Origin of the sequence: Acidovorax sp. 210-6 (assembly GCF_010020825.1) — a bacterium.
Classification (GTDB): Bacteria; Pseudomonadota; Gammaproteobacteria; order Burkholderiales; family Burkholderiaceae_C; genus Simplicispira; species Simplicispira sedimenti.
On the sequence record NZ_JAACJE010000001.1, the window covers coordinates 3134907 to 3150933 of the forward strand.

Below are 16027 nucleotides of genomic sequence, written 5' to 3' on the forward strand. Positions count from 1 at the left end.
CGCGCCACCCGCGCAGCCTGCGCGGGCCGCTACCATGGTGCCCATGGCCCCGACCCACACCCACGCGCCCCTGCTGCTCACAGGCTTCGACCCGTTCGGCGGCGACGCCGTCAACCCGAGCTGGCTGGTGGCGCGCGCACTGCACGGCCAGCGCATTGCCGGCCGCACGGTGGTGGCGGCGCAACTGCCCACCGTCTTCGGAGCAGCGCAGGAACAGTTGCAGGCCTTGCTGGCGTTGCACCGCCCGGCGCTGGTGCTGTGCCTGGGGCAGGCGGGCGGGCGCGCCACGCTGTCGGTCGAGCGCGTCGCCATCAACCTCATCGACGCCCGCATCCCCGACAACCAGGGCGCGCAGCCCCTGGACGCCCCCGTGGCGCCGGACGGCCCGGCGGCCTACTTCGCCAGCCTGCCCGTCAAGGCGCTGCGGCGCGCCGTGCAGCAGGCCGGGCTGCCCTGCGAGGTGTCGCAGACGGCGGGCACCTTCGTGTGCAATGCGGTGTTCTATGGATTGATGCACCAGTTGGCCACCGGCGCGGCGCCGCTCGCGCGCGGCGGCTTCGTGCACGTGCCCTGGCTGCCGGAGCAGGGAACGCCTGGCATGCAGCTCCGTGACATGGTGCGCGGCATCCACGCCATGCTGTGGGCCGCCGTGCTGCACCGGCAGGACATCGCCGCGGGCGCGGGCGCCCTGCACTGACGGCCGGGGTCAGGCCCGCGGCAGGGTGACGCCGTGCTGGCCCTGGTACTTGCCGCCGCGGTCCTTGTACGAGACCTCGCAGACGTCGTCCTTGTCGCTCTCGAAGAACAGCACCTGGGCGCAGCCCTCGCCAGCGTAGATGCGCGCGGGCAGCGGCGTGGTGTTGGAGAACTCCAGCGTCACATAGCCTTCCCACTCGGGCTCGAACGGCGTGACGTTGACGATGATGCCGCAGCGCGCGTAGGTGCTCTTGCCTAGACAAACGGTGAGCACGTTGCGCGGGATGCGGAAGTATTCGACGGTGCGCGCCAGCGCGAAGCTGTTGGGCGGGATGATGCAACTGTCGCCCTCGAAATCGACGAAGCTCTTTTCGTCGAAGTTCTTTGGGTCCACCACCGTGCTGTGGATGTTGGTGAAGACCTTGAATTCAGGCGCGCAGCGGATGTCGTAGCCGTAGCTGCTGGTGCCGTAGCTGATGATCTTGCGGCCCTCGGCCTCGCGCACCTGGCCGGGCTCGAAGGGCTCGATCATGCCGTGCTCGGCCGCCATGCGGCGGATCCATTTGTCGCTCTTGATGCTCATGGTGCGGGTTCCTCGCCAGGTACTACGATTTTGATAGCTGGTTGCGCTTGAACATCAAGCGCCAGGGCCATATTTTGCCTGTGAAATCACGGTCTGCTCAACCAGACGGTCGTCGCCGAGCACGATCATGGCGAACAGCAATTCGTCCAGGTTGCCCGCCTGCGCGGTGCGCCGCGCCAGCAGCGGCGTGGCCTGGGGGTTGAGCACCACAAAGTCGCCCTCGCAGCCCGGCTGCAGATTGCCGATCACGCCCTCCAGGCCCAGGGCGCGCGCCGCGCCCGCCGTGTGCTGCCACCACAGCTGCTGGGGCGGCAGGCTCAGGCCCGGCTTGGTCTGCCCCTCACGCCCCACGGTGTAGGCGGCCAGCATGGTGCGGAACGGCGAGAAGCTCGTGCCCCCGCCCACGTCGCTGGCCAGGCCGTAGGCGAAGCCCGCGCGGTCGGCCGCCTGGTAGTCGAAGAAACCGCTGCCCAGGAACAGGTTGCTTGTGGGGCTGACGGCGGCGGCCGTGCGGCGCTCGCGCATCAGGGCGCGGTCGGCCGCGTCGAAATGGATGCAGTGCGCATACACGGCGCGCTCGCGCATCAGGCCGAAATCGTCGTACACCGCGAGGTAGCTGCGCGAGCGCGGATACAGCTCGCACGCCCAGCGCACTTCGTCGAGGTTCTCGGCCACATGGGACTGAATCCACACATCCGGATACCGCGCCGCGAGCTGCCCTGCCCCGCGCAGCTGCGCCGGGCTGCTGGTGGGCGCGAAGCGTGGCGTGATGGCGTAGCCCAGCCGGTCCACGCCATGCCAGCGCGTGATGAGGTCTTCGGTATCGATCAGGCTTTGCTCCGTCTCGTCACGCACACCATCGGGCGAATGGCGATCCTGCAGCACCTTGCCCGTCATCAGGCGCAGGTGCCGGCGCCGCGCCTCGCCGAACAGCGCATCGACCGACTGCGGGTGCGAGGTCGCGAAGGCCAGTGCCGTCGTCACGCCGTTGCGCAGCAGCTCGTCGAGAAAGAACTCGGCCACCTGCTCGGCGTAGCCCTGGGCCACAAAGCGCTTCTCGTGCGGAAAGGTGTAGTTCTCCAGCCAGGGCAGCAGGCCCTCGGCGGGCGAGCCGATCACGTCGGTCTGCGGGTAGTGGACATGCATGTCCACAAAGCCCGGCGCGATCAGGCGCCCCGGCCAATGGGTGACGTGTTGACCCGCGAACTGCGGCGCGAGTTGCTGCCAGGCTCCTACCGCCAGCACACGCTGGCGGCCCTGGGCATCGGGGCCGATGGCGAGCAGGCCATCCTCGTCGTACAAGGCCTGGCCATCCTCGGAAAAACGCAACAGGGCAGAACGGTAAATGTGCATGGCTGCAAGCTTACCGGAGCCAGCCGCGCCTTTTCTCCGGCAAAGCCCCTCCGTTGTATGGTGTGGAGCAAGCACCGCCAGCGCTGGACGACACTGGCGAGGCCCCGACCAGGGCCACCGTGCAAGGGCCGCCCCGCAGCACCGGTGGCGTCCCCCCTCCGCGCAGCGCAGCGAAGCAGAGAGGGGGGAAGGTGCGCAGCACCTTGTATCTTCCATCCAGACCGTCGCGGTAAAGTTTGACTGCCGTAAAGGTAGCCAGACCGGCCCGTGCAGTTTGGTAGCGCCTGGGGTGTTCGAGCCCGTCCCTGAGTACAGAACGCACGGCCACCGCGCTGGTCTTCATTGAGCCCGAACGGTTACGCGCGCCACCATTGAGCGCGCATGTACAAGCATGGGAGTTGAAGATCATGTCTGCTTTATCAGTGACGGTAGGTATCGACGTGGCCAAGGCACACGTCGATGTCTGTGTACTGGGCACCCACAGCGATTTCCAGCGGTTTGCCAACGATGTTGATGGCCACTGTGCGCTGGCTGCTGCCTTGCAGTCCATGGATGTGGGCCTGGTGGTGATGGAGGCCACCGGAGGTTACGAGGCGGCTCTGGCGTGCGCACTGCAGGCCGTGGGCTTGCACGTGGCGGTGGTCAATCCGCGCCATGCACGCGACTTTGCCAGGAGCATGGGCCGTCTGGCCAAGACCGATGCGGTGGATGCCCGCATGCTGGCCGAGTTGGCTGCGGTGCTGATGCGCCGCGATGACCTGGCACGCTTTCTTCGCCCTGTAGCCGATGAGCGCCAGCAGTGGCTCGCCGCCCTGGTCACGCGCAGGCGCCAGTTGCTGACCATGCTCAATTCCGAGCGCCAGCGGCTGCAAATTACGCCCCGTAAGTTGCACCCCAGCATCGAGGCCATCGTGGCAGCGATCAAGGCACAGCTCGATGATCTGGAGAGGCAGATGGTGGGCCATGTGCGCGAGCACTTCGGTGAGCTCGATGGGCTGCTGCAATCGACCAACGGCATCGGCCCGGTGGCCAGCGCAACGCTGATTGCTCAGTTGCCCGAGTTGGGCAGGCTCAACCGCCGCGAGATCGCCGCCCTGGCGGGCGTGGCGCCCGTGGCCAATGACTCGGGTAACAGGAAGGGGCGACGCAGGGTGCAGGGTGGGCGCTTTGAGATACGGCGTGTGCTGTACATGGCCACGCTGACTGCAGCGCGCTACAACCCGGTCATCCGGGCGTTCTACGAGCGTTTGAGGGCTGCGGGCAAACTGCCCAAGGTCGCCTTGGTGGCATGCATGCGCAAGCTGCTGACCACGCTCAACGCAATGGTCAGAACCGGCAAACCTTGGGACCCGTCGCTTCATCGTGCTTGACTTTGAAGACGGTTACTCAGGGGGGAACCCCTCCATCCGGGGGTGCGTCAAATGTGCAACGCGTGCCCCAGCGCCCGCAGCGCCGCTTCCTGCACCGCCTCGCCCAGCGTGGGGTGGGCGTGGATGGTGCCCGCCACGTCCTCCAGCCGCGCGCCCATCTCGATGGACTGGGTGAAGGCCGCCGCCAGCTCGGCCACGCCCTGGCCCACGGCCTGCCAGCCGAGGATCAGGTGGTTGTCCTTCCGGGCCACCACGCGCACGAAGCCGCCGGTGGCTTCCAGCGTCATCGCGCGGCCGTTGGCGGCGAACGGGAAGGCCGCGTCGATGCAGTCCAGCCCTGCAGCACGCGCCTCGCCCGGCGTCTTGCCCACGACCACGACCTCGGGGTCGGTGAAGCACACGGCCGGAATGGCCATGGGCTCGAAGCGGCGGTGCTTGCCCGCGATCACCTCGGCCACCACCTCGCCCTGCGCCATGGCACGGTGCGCCAGCATGGGGTCGCCCGTGATGTCGCCAATGGCCCAGACGTTGCGCATGGAGGTGCGGCACTGCGCATCCACCGCCACGTAACGCCCGGCCATGTCGAGCTGCAGCGATTCGAGCCCGAAGCCCGTGGTGCGCGGCTTGCGGCCCACGGCCACGAGCACGCGGTCGGCGGGCAGCGCGAACTCGTCGGCGCGCGCGCTACGCACGCGCACGCCGTGCTGCGCGTCGTAGCCCTGCACGCTGCAGCCCAGGTGCAGCACGACGCCGCTCTTCTCCAGCGCGTCGAGCACGGGCTGGGTCAGTTCCTCGTCGTAGCCGGGCAGCACGCGCTCGGCGGCCTCGACCACGGCGACTTCCACGCCCAGCTTGCGGTAGGCCATGCCCAGCTCCAGGCCGATGTAGCCCGCGCCCACGACGACGAGGCGGCGCGGCAGGCTGTCCGGCGAGAGCGCACCGGTGGACGAGACGACGGCACCGCCGAACGGCAGCATGGGAAGCTCCACCGGCTCGGAGCCCGTGGCCAGCAGCAGGTGCTCGCAGCGCACGCGCACGGCTTCCCCTTCGGCGGGCTGCACGGTCACGGTCTTGCCGTCCTCGATGTGCGCCCAGCCCTTGTGCACCCGCACGCCGGCCTTGCGCAAGAGCGCGCCCACGCCGCCGGTGAGGCGCTTGACGATGCCGTCCTTCCAGCGCACGGTCTGCGCGATGTCAATGCTGGGCTCCTGCACGCGGATGCCCAGCGGCGAGCCGTGGGCCTGGTGGCGTGCAGCGTCGAACGCGTGCGCGGCGTGGATCAGCGCCTTGGACGGAATGCAGCCGATGTTCAAGCAGGTGCCGCCCAGGCTCTCGCCCTCGACCAGCACGGTGGGAACGCCGAGCTGGCCAGCGCGGATGGCAGCCACATAGCCGCCGGGACCGCCGCCGATGACCAGCAGCTTGGTGGTGATTTCTTTCATGTGTTTTCCTCCCGCTTCACTCGACGAACAGCAGGGCCGGGGTTTCGAGCAGCGCGCGCATGGCCTGGATGAATTGCGCCGCGTCCATGCCGTCGACCACGCGGTGGTCGAACGAGGACGAGAGGTTCATGAGCTGGCGCGCCACCACCTGGCCGTTGCGGAACATGGGCCGCTCGACCATGCGGTTGACGCCGACGATGGCCACCTCGGGGTGGTTGATGACCGGCGTGCTGGCGATGCCGCCCAGCGCCCCCAGGCTGGTGAGGGTGATGGTCGAGCCCGACAGCTCCTCGCGCGGCGCCTTGCCACTGCGCGCGCCTTCGGCCACGCGCGCGATGCCCGCCGCGCAGGCCCACAGGTCCAGCGCCTCGGCATGGCGCAGCACCGGCACCATGAGGCCGCCGTCGGTCTGCGTGGCCACGCCCAGGTGCACGGCCGCATGGCGCGTGACCACACCGGCCTCGTCGTCGAAGCGGGCGTTGATCTGCGGGAAGTCGCGCAGCGCCAGCACCATGGCCCGCGCCAGGAAGGGCAGCAGCGTGAGCTTTCCGCGTGTCGTGCCATGCAAACGGTTGAGCTGCTGGCGCAGGGCCTCCAGCTCGGTCACGTCCACTTCTTCCACATAGCTGAAGTGCGGAATGCGGCGCTTGGCCTCCTGCATCTTCTGTGCGATTTTGCGGCGCAGGCCGATGACGGGGATAGCTTCCTCGCCATGGCGCTCCACATAGGGCGAAGCGCCCTGCCCGGGCGCCTGGCCGCCACCGGCCAGGTAGGCGTCCAGGTCGTCGTGCAGAATGCGGCCGGCCGGGCCGCTGCCGTGCACGTAGCGCAGCTCCACGCCCAGGTCCAGCGCACGGCGGCGCACCGCGGGCGAGGCCAGCGGGCGCTCGTCCGCAGTGCGCGGCACCACGGCGGCGCGGGGCGCCGCCGTGGGCCGCGCGGCCGCAGGTGCCACAACGGGGGTGGGCGCTGGAGGCGCCTCGGATGCTACTGAAACAGGAGCTACTGGCGCTTGATGGACGGGCGATGGAGCCGCATTTGGCTTCAAATTGCCTTCACCTTCCACCTCCAGCCGCACCAGCTCGGAGCCCACGGCGATGGACTGGCCCAACACACTGCCCAGCGCCAGCACCTTGCCGGTGACGGGCGAAGGAATTTCCACCGTGGCCTTGTCCGTCATCACGTCGGCGATGGGCTGGTCCTCGGCCACCACATCGCCCGGCTGCACGTGCCAGGCCACCAGTTCCACTTCGGCAATGCCCTCGCCAATGTCGGGCACGCGGATCACATAAATACCCATGTCATGCCTCCACTGCGCGTTGCAGGGCCGCGCCCACGCGCGCGGGCCCCGGGAAATAGGCCCATTCCTGGGCGTGCGGGTAGGGGGTGTCCCAGCCGGTCACGCGCTCGATGGGGGCTTCCAGGTGGTAGAAGCATTCCTTCTGCACCAGCGCCGCGAGTTCGGCGCCGAAGCCGCCGGTGCCCGTGGCCTCGTGCACCACGACGCAGCGGCCGGTCTTCTTCACGGAGTTGACGATGGTCTCCAGGTCCAGCGGCCAGATGGAGCGCAGGTCGATGATCTCGGCGTCGATGCCGGCCTCGCGCGCGGCGCATTCGCTCACCCAGACCATGGTGCCGTAGGTCAGCACCGTGACGGCCTTGCCGGGGCGGAACACGGCGGCGCTGTCGAGCGGCACCGTGTAGTAGCCCTCGGGCACCATGCCCAGGGCATGCTTGGACCAGGGCACGACCGGGCGGTCGTGGTGGCCGTCGAACGGGCCGTTGTAAAGGCGCTTGGGCTCCAGGAAGATGACCGGGTCGTCGTTTTCTATGGAGGCGATCAGCAGGCCCTTGGCGTCGTACGGGTTGCTCGGCATCACCGTGCGCAGGCCGCAGACGTGGGTGAAGATGGCCTCAGGGCTTTGGCTGTGCGTCTGGCCGCCGTAGATGCCGCCGCCGCAGGGCATGCGGATGGTGAGCGGCGCGGTGAAGTCGCCCGCCGAGCGGTGGCGCAGGCGCGCCGCCTCGGAGACGATCTGGTCCATGGCCGGGTAGAAGTAGTCGGCGAACTGGATTTCCACCACCGGGCGCAGGCCGTAGGCACCCATGCCCACGGCGGTGCCGACGATGCCGCCCTCGGAAATCGGCGCGTCGAAGCAGCGCGACTTGCCGTACTTGGCCTGCAGGCCTTCGGTAACGCGGAACACGCCGCCGAAGTAGCCCACGTCCTGCCCATAGACGATGACGTCATCGTCGCGTTCCATCATCACGTCCAGGCCCGAGCGCAGCGCCTGGATCATGGTCATCGGCACGGTCCCTGCCGTGGCCGCCGTGTCTTTGTCTTGCGTTTCCATGGCTCAAACCCCCAGTTGCTGGCGCTGCCGGCGCAGATGCTCCGGCATGTCCTTGTACACATCGTCGAACATCGTCGCGGCGCTGGGCACGCGGCCGTCGAGCAGCGTGCCGTGGCTCTCGGCCTCCTTCTGCGCGGCGATCACCTCAGCCTCCAGCTCCTTCTGGGCCTGGGCGTGGCGCTCTTCGCTCCACTCGCCGATGGCGATCAGGTGCTGCTTGAGGCGTTCGATCGGGTCGCCCAGGGGAAAGCGCTGCCAGTCGTCGGCGGGGCGGTACTTGGAGGGGTCGTCCGAGGTGGAATGGGGGCCTGCGCGGTAGGTCACCCACTCGATCAGCGTGGGGCCGTTGTTGGCGCGCGCGCGCTGCGCCGCCCACTGCGAGGCGGCGTAGATGGCCAGGAAATCGTTGCCGTCCACGCGCAGCGAGGCGATGCCGCAGCCGACGCCGCGCTGGGCGAAGGTCGTGCCCTCGCCGCCCGCGATGGCCTGGAAGGTGGAGATGGCCCACTGGTTGTTGACCACGTTGAGGATCACCGGGGCGCGGTACACGTGGGCGAAGGTCAGCGCGGTGTGGAAGTCGGACTCGGCCGTGGCGCCGTCGCCGATCCAGGCGGAAGCGATCTTGGTGTCGCCCTTGATCGCCGAGGCCATGGCCCAGCCCACGGCCTGGATGACCTGGGTGGCCAGATTGCCCGAGATCGAGAAGAAGCCCGCGCGCTTGTACGAGTACATCACGGGCAGCTGGCGGCCCTTGAGCGGGTCGCGCTCGTTGCTCATGAGCTGGCAGATCAGCTCGGACATGGGCACGTCGTCGCGCGAGAGCAGCAGGCCCTGCTGGCGGTAGGTGGGGAAGCACATGTCGCCCTCTTGCAGCGCCTGCGCGTGCGCCACGGCGATGGCCTCCTCGCCCAGGCACTGCATGTAGAACGAGAGCTTCTTCTGGCGCTGGGCCACCAGCATGCGGGCATCGAAGATGCGCGTCTTGACCATGGCGCGCAGCCCGCGCCGCAGGCGTTCGGGGTGGATGGCCGGTGCCCAGGGGCCGACGGCGCGGCCCTCGTCATCGAGCACGCGCACCAGGCTGTTGGCCAGGTCGGCGGTATCAAAGGCGGGGGAATCGGGGGGAGGTCTGCGTACTGCGCCGGCCGGCGAGACGCTGAGATAGGAGAAGTCGGTCTTGCAGCCCGGGCGCCCAGTAGGCTCCGGCACATGCAGCCGCAGGGCTGTGTGCGATGTCATCCACGGTCTCCGCACGCGATTGTGTCGCGCGCTTGCGTTATGGCATTGGGATGCAACGCCGGGGTGTTGGCGCCGCATCCCCCTCTTTGCGCTGTAGCGCAGCCGTGGATTCTATGCCTGCGGGTGCCGGGTCGCCAGTCCGGTAAAACCCACCCGCAACAGGGTCAGCGCGTGAGCTTGCCCTGCACGCCTTCGACCAGCCAGTTCATGCCGAGGATCTGGGCGTCGCTGAGCGTCTGCCCCTTGGCGATCACCTCGTGCCCCTCGTTGTCGCGCACGGCGGCCTGGGCGGCCTGGAAGGGGTGCAGCTTGCCCGCGGCGATGTCCTTCTGGCGGGCCAGCACCTCCTGCTGCACGGCCTGCGGTACCTTGCTGCCGAAATCGCCCACGCGGATCATGCCCTCCTTCACGCCACCCCAGACCTTGCCACTCTTCCAGGTACCGTTCTGCACGGCGCGCACGCGGGCCGTGTAGTAGTCGCCCCACTGGTGCGTGACCGCCACGATCTGCGCGTCCGGCCCCACGCGGCGCATGTCGGAGTGGTAGGCCACGGCCAGCTTGCCGCGCTCCTGCGCCGCCGCCATCACCGCCGTGGAGCCGGTGTGGAAGGCGACCACATCGGCGTCCTGGTTGAACAGCGCCATGGCGCCGTCGCGCTCCTTGGGCGGGTCGAACCAGACGTTGAGCCACACCACCTTCACCGTGGCCCGCGGATTCACCGAGCGCATGCCCAGCGTGAAGGCGTTGATGCCCTGCAGCACCTCGGGGATGGGGAAGCCCGCCACGTAGCCGGCCACGCCGGTCTTGCTCATGCGGCCCGCCGCGATGCCCGCGAGGTAGCGGCCCTCGTAGTAGCGCGCATTGGCCGTGGCCACGTTGGCCGCCTGCTTGTAGCCGGTGATGGACTCGAACTTCACATCGGGGAAGTCCTGCGCCACCTTGAGCGTGGGCTCCATGTAGCCGAAGCTGGACGTGAAGATGATCTTGTGGCCCGTGGCGGCCAGGTCGCGGATCACGCGCTCGGCATCCGGTCCCTCGGGCACGTTCTCGACGAAGGTGGTTTTGACGCCCGCGCCCAGCGCGGCTTCGACGGCCTTGCGGCCCTCATCGTGCTGGCGCGTCCAGCCGGCCTCGGTGATGGGCGAGACATAGACGAAGCCCGCCTTCACGGGTTCGGCAGGCGCCTTGGTCTGGGAAAAAACGGGGGAAAAAAAACAGGCGGCCGCGAGCGCGGCAGCGAGGTTTTTGTACATGGTGTTCCTCTACATGGTCCCGAAGACAAAAAAACAAAAGACCGCCGGGACAGCGGTCTTTGCGCAGGATTTTACCTGCTCGGGCGCACGGAACCTTTGCTCAGGGATTCACAGGCATCACCGGCCACTGCGCCTGCAGCTTGCCATCGTCCACCACGCACAAGGTGTCGAACTGGGTCATCACCGCCTCGCTCTGCCAGGGCCGCCACAGCATCCAGTCGCCCACAGCCAGGGGTGTGGAAGGGGATGCCACCATGACCTGTTGGTTCGACGACGGGCCGTACAGGCCGCTGGACGCCACGCCCTGCGGGTGCACGGGATCGGCCAGCCAGTGCCCGCCGTGGATGGCCAGGCCCTGGCGCTGGTTCACGTCCCACCAGCGCACAGCATCCGAGATCGGTTCGGCGCCCACGGGCAGCCGAAAACGCTCCATCACCTTGAGGATGGGCGTGGCGATGAACAGCGCCGGTTCCAGCTCGGCCAGCGAAGGCAGGTCGAAGTGCGAAGGCTTGACCGCTGCCGAACCCACGGCCAGCTCGTTCGGCGTGTGCTGGTCATCGTGCAGGTGCAGCGTAGGCGAGCCAGCGGTGTTGAGCGTCCAGTCGCGCCCATCGGTGTGCAGTCGCTCGCGCGCCAAAGCCACCATGGTGGCGTAACGCTCCCGGGCGTGGGCGAGCGCGCGCTCGCGGTTGCCCGGCAGGTCGGGAATGGATGCCAGGTGCGCGTCGTAGCCCATGAAGCCGCGCAGCAGCAACAGCGGCTCGTCGCGCAGCTGATCCAGCATGGCGGCCAGCATCTCTGTGGACTCGACGCCGCCACGGTGCAGGCCCACATCGATCTCGATGTTGATGCCCAAAGGCACACCCTGGGCCCGCGCCAGGGCGCGGTACTCGGCCAGGCGCTCGGGTGTGTCCACCAGCCATTGCACCTGGCGCGGCGCATCCAGGCGCGCGCGGGCCAGGCGCGGCAGCACCCCATGCGCAGCGCTGGCAGGCAAAGGCTTGCCCAGCAGCAGGTCGGCGTCGGGCCGCGCCTGGGCCACCAGCTCGGCCTGCCGGGCGTTGAAGACCATGGCGCGCTGTGTGTTCCAGACGCGCAGCGCCTCGTCGAGCAAGGGCGCACAGGGCAGCGACTTGGCCACCACGCGCAAGGGCAGTGCCGCATGGGCCAAGCGGCGGATGCGTGCCAGATTGGCACGCCAGCGTGCGCGGTCGAGCACCAGCACGGGCTGCTGCGGCACGTCGGCCAGGGCCCGCGCCAGCGCGGCCAGCCGTTCGTCTGGTGGACCGCCCCGATCGGCAGGACGCAACCACCAGGCCCCTGCCGCCACGGCGGCGGCCGTCCAGAGCATTCGGCGACGGATCATGATGCATTGCTCCTCTCAAACCACGGACGCAGGTAGGCGTTGAGCATGCGCCCCTGGGGGTCCAGGTGGCGGCGCACGCGGTCGAAGTCGTTCCAGCGGGGGTACAGCGTGCGCAACTCCTGGGCGCTGCGGTCGTGCAGCTTGCCCCAGTGCGGGCGGGCGCCATGGCGGCGAAAGAGGGCCCCCACGTCCTTGACGAGGTAGTCCCACGGTTCGTCGTGCGCTGCATGCACAGCGATGGAGCAGCTGTCGCGCTCGTAGAAGGGCGAAAGCCACGCGTCGTCCTGCGCCACGTAGCGAAATTCCACCGGAAAGTACACGTCGTTGCGCTGCTCCAGGTAGTCCAGCACCGCACGCAAACAGGCCGGGCCGTTGGCACGCGGCACATGCCCCTCGGTCTCGTTGAAGCGCGTGGGGCGCTGGGTGGACAGAAGCCGGTACGACCAGTCGGTGCGCTGCTCCGTCTGCGCGGGATCGATCAAGCGTTGCGCCACCCAGCGGCGCAACGATGGCGCGTAGCCCAGCCAGTCGCGCAGGCGGCGCAGGTCACGCAGCACGTCCTCGTCAGCGGAGACATGCGGCACCGGCTGCGGCGGGCCGGGGTGTTCGTCGTGCACGATGACGGCGCCATAGCCGGTGTGCGGCAGCAGGTAGCACTCGAACTGGCGGTGTTTGCGGGCCAGCGTATCCAGGTCGCGCAACAGGCTGTCCACCGGCATCAGCCATACGCGGCGCTGCAGCACATGGCGCGGGCGCACGCGCAGCGTCATCTCGGTGACCACGCCCAGCGCCCCCAGGGACACGCGGGCCGCGTGGAACACCTCGGCATTGTCCTGGGCGCTGCAGCTCAGGATCTGGCCCGTGGGCGCCACCAGCCGCAGCGACTGCACATCGGCGTGCAGGGCGGGTAGATCCGCACCGGTGCCGTGGGTAGCGGTGGCCAACGCTCCTGCGAGGGTCTGCGCGTCAATGTCGGGCGCATTGCGCAAGGCCAGGCCCACGCCATCGAGCAGGCGGGACACCGTGGCCAAACGCGTGCCTGCCTGCAGCGTGGCCGTGGGGGCAGGCTGCGCTGCATGGGCACTCAGACCGGACAGCGCATCGATGGACAGCAGCGTGCCCTCGGTGGGCACCAGCGCCGTGAACGAGTGCCCCGCCCCGACCGCACGCAAGGGCGCAGGGGATTGGCGCAGCAGGGTTACCAGTTCCTCCTCACTGCGCGGGACGGCCCATGCGGCAGGCTGGCACTGCGCAATGCCGGACCAGTTGCGCCAGGCAGCGGGTACAGCAGCGGCGGTCGGCACGGGCGGTATGGCGCCAGGCTGCGGCGCCGACGCAGCGACCGGGCGCAGGGCCAGCGCCATGCCGCTTGCTGTCATGGATTGAAGAAATTGCCGCCGACTCATGGTTGCGCCTTTCGCATGTGGGTGATCAATGCGCTGAAATCTGCGTCGGAACACTCAGGGCACCAGCCCCTGCTGGGCATGGCCCCCTTGCCCTCGCGCACACTGCGCACCAAGGCATCGAGGCCCTGGCGCTCCAGCGCCGACCAGGCCGCACGGTCACCACGCTGCGGCGCGCCGGAACCGGGCACCTCGTGGCAGTGCACGCAGCTGCGCTGGTACAGCCCCATCTGCCGCAGGTCGGGCGGTGGCAGGCCGTCCCATTCGCTGCTCCCGCTGCATGCCCCCACCAGGACAGGCATGGCGAGCGCCCACCACCGCCACTGCAAGGCCGTTCTTGGTCGTTCCTGCGCCATGCTCAGAACCTGCGTGCCACCGACAGCACCAGGCGCCCACGGGCGGTGTCGCGCAGGCGGTCGCCGTCCGGCGTCTGGAACAGCGTGCGTTCCTTGACATGGGTGTCGATCCAATCGATGCCCCATTCAAAGCCCCAACGGCGGTGTGTCAGGCCGATGCGGTAGTCGGTGTAGTTGGCTTCAGAAAAATGCGCGATCCGCTGATGGCCCACATGCAACACCAAGGTGGTGAGTCCATCCAGCGGAATTTTGTAGTCCAGATCGAACAGCCAGCTGCCGCGCGCACCATGGTCGCCACGGGCATAGCAATCGAGCGCCCGCGTTGGGTCTGCGGACAGGGACAACAGGGTGCCGCACACCCCTCCGGTGCTGATGCCCCGGTAGTTCTTGGACATGACGCGCATCACCCGTCCCTCCAGCGCGCCATAGCCCCATTCGAACACCGCAAAGGCGGTGTCATAGCGCGTGCTGCGCACGGTGGTGGGAGAGAAGGTTTCCACATCAAAGCCATGGGGCGCATCGAAACGTGCCCCCGGCAACACCTCGGCCGCCATGCCGACACCAAAATGCCAGGCGTCCGGGTCGCCAAAGCGGTAGCCCCCCGCCACGGTCAGCGCCAGGCCGTTGCTTCCCTGGAACTGCTTCTTGCTCACCGTGGCGGCCTCCACCAGCCCGATCAGACCGCTTTCATGGGCCGCCTGGATGCTGAGCTTGGCCCCTGGCCGCAGCAGCGAATCCGATATGCCGCGCGTGCGCTGATCCGTCACGGCCCGAAGCTCCACATCAATGGCATGGCTGCTGATGTCATCGGGTGCGGACTGGGCCATAGCCTGCAAAGGCACCACCAACATGGACACGACAAACCCGAGAAGAACACGAAAATTCATGATGCGGCTCCTGTACGTTGGACGGGCTGGCAGACCGGCTGCTCAGGCAGTTTGGCAATCCGGCTCAGCCTCTCGGTCTGGCCCAACACCTCCACACCCACAAAGGCGCGCAGCAAGAGCGCACCCTCCTGGATCCGCACCGTGGCCTTGTACTTCTTGCCGTCGCGCGGATCAAATGCCCAGCCGTCGCGCCAGGCATCGGAAGCGAATCGCTCCAACCGCGCCACCTTCACGCCACAGGTGTCCTTGGGCGTACCGGCATCCTTGTCCCACACCACCTGCGCACACAGGGCCTGCACCCGGTCTTCGCACGGGCCGAACGCTATCACTGCATCCTCTTGCGCCGTCAGCCACAGACCGTGCACGTCTGCCGGCTCCACAGCCGCCGCAGGCACTACACAGACGCTGGCAAGCACGGCACTCCACCAAGTTGCTCGCATTGCTGTCTCCTCCGTTGTTGTATGCAATCCCTCGCGCCATGGTCAACCATAGCGATTGCTATCTTATAGTGATGACTATATTTATGAGGATGAGGATAATCCCTGAGCCACCCCACCCCAAAACCATGCCCCCCACCCGGAAAAAGCCCCAGGCCCCTGCACTGACCGCCAAGAAGCAACCCGCGCAACAGCGCGGCGCCGAGACCTATGAGCGCATCCTGGAGGTGGCTGCGGCCTTGCTGGCAGAAGTGGGGATCGAGCGCCTGTCCACCAATCTGATCTGCAGCAAGGCAGGCCTGACCCCCCCGGCGCTGTACCAATACTTCCCCAACAAATACGCCGTGCTGTACGAATTGGGGCAAAGGCTGATGCAGCAACAAAACGAGCGCGTGGCGGTTTGGATGACCCCTGAGGTGCTTTCAGGCCCACCCGAGACGCTGGAGGCAGCGCTGGCGGGGCTGATCCTGGATACCTACGACGTCACCCGCGCATTCCCTGGCGGCGTATGGGTTATGCGCGCTTTGCGTGCCGTCCCGACGTTGGCGCAGGTGCGCCTGAATTCGCACCAGACAATCACAACCCAGCAAACCGCCCTGCTCGCCCAGGCCCTGCCCCACGCCCCACAGGAGCAGCTCTATCTGGTCAGTCGCACGGCTGTGGAACTGCTCTACGCTGCCGTGGAAATGCTGTTTGACGAAGACCTGCCTGGTCCCGCCGTGGCGCAACTTGTGGCGGCCATGGTGGCCAGCCACATGAAGGCATTGCGACAATCCGCAGCCGACCCCACCCTACACTGAGAGATCCCCCCCTGACGCCATCCAGGAGCCTCCCATGCCGATGTTTGTCGATACCTCGCCCCCCGACCAATGCCTCTTCTGCCGCTTGGTGGCGGGAGAGATTCCTTCCGCACGGGTGTACGAAGACACGCTGACCATCGCCTTCATGGACATCGGCCAGGTCACCCCCGGCCATGTGCTCGTGGCCACCAAACGCCACGCCACCACGCTGCTGGACATCACGCCGCAAGAGGCCGCCGCCGTCATGCAGACGGCGCAGCGCGTGGCCAGTGCCATCCGCGAGGTGTTCGACCCGCCCGGCATCACACTGCTGCAGGCCAATGGCCGCGAGGGCGACCAAACCGTGTTCCACTTCCACATGCATGTGGTGCCGCGCCACGCACAGGACGGCATCACCTTCACCTGGCCGCGCAAGAACCCCGACGCAACCGTGCTGAAAGATTACGCAGATCGGCTGGCAGCGGCCATTGCGCCCACGCCCTGAGTAG

The 16027-nt window shown here is 68.0% G+C and carries 16 protein-coding genes; 4 read left to right on the forward strand and 12 right to left on the reverse strand.

The window, feature by feature from the left end; translation table 11 throughout:
• Positions 1-43: 43 nt before the first annotated feature.
• Positions 44-697, forward strand: a complete 654-nt coding sequence (gene pcp / locus GWK50_RS14550; RefSeq protein WP_162017089.1) for a pyroglutamyl-peptidase I — start codon at positions 44-46, stop codon at positions 695-697.
• A gap of 9 nt (positions 698-706) precedes the next feature.
• Here the strand turns inward: pcp and dcd are convergent, their stop codons facing one another.
• On the reverse strand, positions 707-1279 hold the full coding sequence (gene dcd / locus GWK50_RS14555) for a dCTP deaminase (RefSeq protein ID WP_119965610.1): 573 nt from the start codon (positions 1277-1279) through the stop codon (positions 707-709).
• Positions 1280-1333: 54 nt separating this feature from the next.
• Positions 1334-2632, reverse strand: coding sequence for a guanine deaminase (gene guaD / locus GWK50_RS14560; protein ID WP_162017090.1), 1299 nt, complete (start codon positions 2630-2632; stop codon positions 1334-1336).
• A gap of 407 nt (positions 2633-3039) precedes the next feature.
• Here guaD and GWK50_RS14565 point away from each other — a divergent pair, with 407 nt between their 5' ends.
• Complete coding sequence (locus tag GWK50_RS14565) at positions 3040-4002, forward strand: IS110 family transposase (RefSeq protein WP_162016091.1); 963 nt, start codon at positions 3040-3042, stop codon at positions 4000-4002.
• Positions 4003-4049: 47 nt separating this feature from the next.
• Here GWK50_RS14565 and lpdA read toward each other — a convergent pair whose 3' ends face one another.
• The 10 genes from lpdA to GWK50_RS14615 all read right to left on the reverse strand — a co-directional run bounded on the left by lpdA (position 4050) and on the right by GWK50_RS14615 (position 14742).
• The gene (lpdA, locus tag GWK50_RS14570) at positions 4050-5444 is read right to left on the reverse strand and encodes a dihydrolipoyl dehydrogenase (protein ID WP_162017091.1); all 1395 of its coding nucleotides are present in this window, start codon (positions 5442-5444) and stop codon (positions 4050-4052) included.
• A gap of 16 nt (positions 5445-5460) precedes the next feature.
• A complete protein-coding gene (locus tag GWK50_RS14575; RefSeq protein WP_162017092.1) occupies positions 5461-6744 on the reverse strand; it encodes a dihydrolipoamide acetyltransferase family protein in 1284 nt (427 codons plus the stop codon).
• Position 6745: 1 nt separating this feature from the next.
• Complete coding sequence (locus GWK50_RS14580) at positions 6746-7798, reverse strand: alpha-ketoacid dehydrogenase subunit beta (RefSeq protein ID WP_242455392.1); 1053 nt, start codon at positions 7796-7798, stop codon at positions 6746-6748.
• Between the two features lie 3 nt (positions 7799-7801).
• Positions 7802-9037 (reverse strand): 3-methyl-2-oxobutanoate dehydrogenase (2-methylpropanoyl-transferring) subunit alpha, encoded by a 1236-nt coding sequence (locus tag GWK50_RS14585; protein WP_162017093.1) that lies wholly within the window; start codon positions 9035-9037, stop codon positions 7802-7804.
• 164 nt (positions 9038-9201) lie between these two features.
• Positions 9202-10290 carry a BMP family ABC transporter substrate-binding protein gene (locus tag GWK50_RS14590; protein WP_162017094.1) on the reverse strand — a complete coding sequence of 363 codons (1089 nt, stop codon included), beginning with the start codon at positions 10288-10290 and terminating at the stop codon, positions 9202-9204.
• A 100-nt stretch (positions 10291-10390) separates the two neighbouring features.
• Entirely contained in the window at positions 10391-11656 is a 1266-nt protein-coding gene (locus GWK50_RS14595) for an alanine racemase (protein ID WP_162017095.1), read from the reverse strand.
• On the reverse strand, positions 11653-13035 hold the full coding sequence (locus GWK50_RS14600; RefSeq protein WP_162017096.1) for a D-arabinono-1,4-lactone oxidase: 1383 nt from the start codon (positions 13033-13035) through the stop codon (positions 11653-11655). The genes GWK50_RS14595 and GWK50_RS14600 overlap by 4 nt, the downstream gene beginning before the upstream one ends.
• 23 nt (positions 13036-13058) lie before the next feature.
• Positions 13059-13361, reverse strand: a complete 303-nt coding sequence (locus tag GWK50_RS14605; RefSeq protein WP_162017097.1) for a c-type cytochrome — start codon at positions 13359-13361, stop codon at positions 13059-13061.
• Positions 13362-13417: 56 nt separating this feature from the next.
• The gene (locus GWK50_RS14610; RefSeq protein WP_162017098.1) at positions 13418-14302 is read right to left on the reverse strand and encodes a TorF family putative porin; all 885 of its coding nucleotides are present in this window, start codon (positions 14300-14302) and stop codon (positions 13418-13420) included.
• A complete protein-coding gene (locus GWK50_RS14615) occupies positions 14299-14742 on the reverse strand; it encodes a DUF2147 domain-containing protein (protein ID WP_162017099.1) in 444 nt (147 codons plus the stop codon). Before GWK50_RS14615 ends, GWK50_RS14610 begins: the two co-directional genes overlap by 4 nt.
• A 125-nt stretch (positions 14743-14867) precedes the next feature.
• Here GWK50_RS14615 and GWK50_RS14620 point away from each other — a divergent pair, with 125 nt between their 5' ends.
• Both GWK50_RS14620 and GWK50_RS14625 read left to right on the forward strand, forming a co-directional pair.
• Positions 14868-15539: a TetR/AcrR family transcriptional regulator gene (locus GWK50_RS14620; RefSeq protein WP_162017100.1), complete on the forward strand. Its 672-nt coding sequence runs from the start codon at positions 14868-14870 to the stop codon at positions 15537-15539.
• Positions 15540-15573: 34 nt separating this feature from the next.
• Complete coding sequence (locus GWK50_RS14625; RefSeq protein ID WP_162017101.1) at positions 15574-16023, forward strand: HIT family protein; 450 nt, start codon at positions 15574-15576, stop codon at positions 16021-16023.
• Positions 16024-16027 lie beyond the last annotated feature (4 nt).

Bases quoted from the DNA above. Each gene is read 5' to 3' on its own strand.
- pcp (WP_162017089.1), top strand. From the start codon at position 44: ATGGCCCCGACCCACACCCACGCGCCCCTGCTGCTCACAGGCTTCGAC.
- dcd (WP_119965610.1), bottom strand. From the start codon at position 1,279: ATGAGCATCAAGAGCGACAAATGGATCCGCCGCATGGCGGCCGAGCAC.
- guaD (WP_162017090.1), bottom strand. From the start codon at position 2,632: ATGCACATTTACCGTTCTGCCCTGTTGCGTTTTTCCGAGGATGGCCAG.
- GWK50_RS14565 (WP_162016091.1), top strand. From the start codon at position 3,040: ATGTCTGCTTTATCAGTGACGGTAGGTATCGACGTGGCCAAGGCACAC.
- lpdA (WP_162017091.1), bottom strand. From the start codon at position 5,444: ATGAAAGAAATCACCACCAAGCTGCTGGTCATCGGCGGCGGTCCCGGC.
- GWK50_RS14575 (WP_162017092.1), bottom strand. From the start codon at position 6,744: ATGGGTATTTATGTGATCCGCGTGCCCGACATTGGCGAGGGCATTGCC.
- GWK50_RS14580 (WP_242455392.1), bottom strand. From the start codon at position 7,798: ATGGAAACGCAAGACAAAGACACGGCGGCCACGGCAGGGACCGTGCCG.
- GWK50_RS14585 (WP_162017093.1), bottom strand. From the start codon at position 9,037: ATGACATCGCACACAGCCCTGCGGCTGCATGTGCCGGAGCCTACTGGG.
- GWK50_RS14590 (WP_162017094.1), bottom strand. From the start codon at position 10,290: ATGTACAAAAACCTCGCTGCCGCGCTCGCGGCCGCCTGTTTTTTTTCC.
- GWK50_RS14595 (WP_162017095.1), bottom strand. From the start codon at position 11,656: ATGATCCGTCGCCGAATGCTCTGGACGGCCGCCGCCGTGGCGGCAGGG.
- GWK50_RS14600 (WP_162017096.1), bottom strand. From the start codon at position 13,035: ATGACAGCAAGCGGCATGGCGCTGGCCCTGCGCCCGGTCGCTGCGTCG.
- GWK50_RS14605 (WP_162017097.1), bottom strand. From the start codon at position 13,361: ATGCCTGTCCTGGTGGGGGCATGCAGCGGGAGCAGCGAATGGGACGGC.
- GWK50_RS14610 (WP_162017098.1), bottom strand. From the start codon at position 14,302: ATGAATTTTCGTGTTCTTCTCGGGTTTGTCGTGTCCATGTTGGTGGTG.
- GWK50_RS14615 (WP_162017099.1), bottom strand. From the start codon at position 14,742: ATGCGAGCAACTTGGTGGAGTGCCGTGCTTGCCAGCGTCTGTGTAGTG.
- GWK50_RS14620 (WP_162017100.1), top strand. From the start codon at position 14,868: ATGCCCCCCACCCGGAAAAAGCCCCAGGCCCCTGCACTGACCGCCAAG.
- GWK50_RS14625 (WP_162017101.1), top strand. From the start codon at position 15,574: ATGCCGATGTTTGTCGATACCTCGCCCCCCGACCAATGCCTCTTCTGC.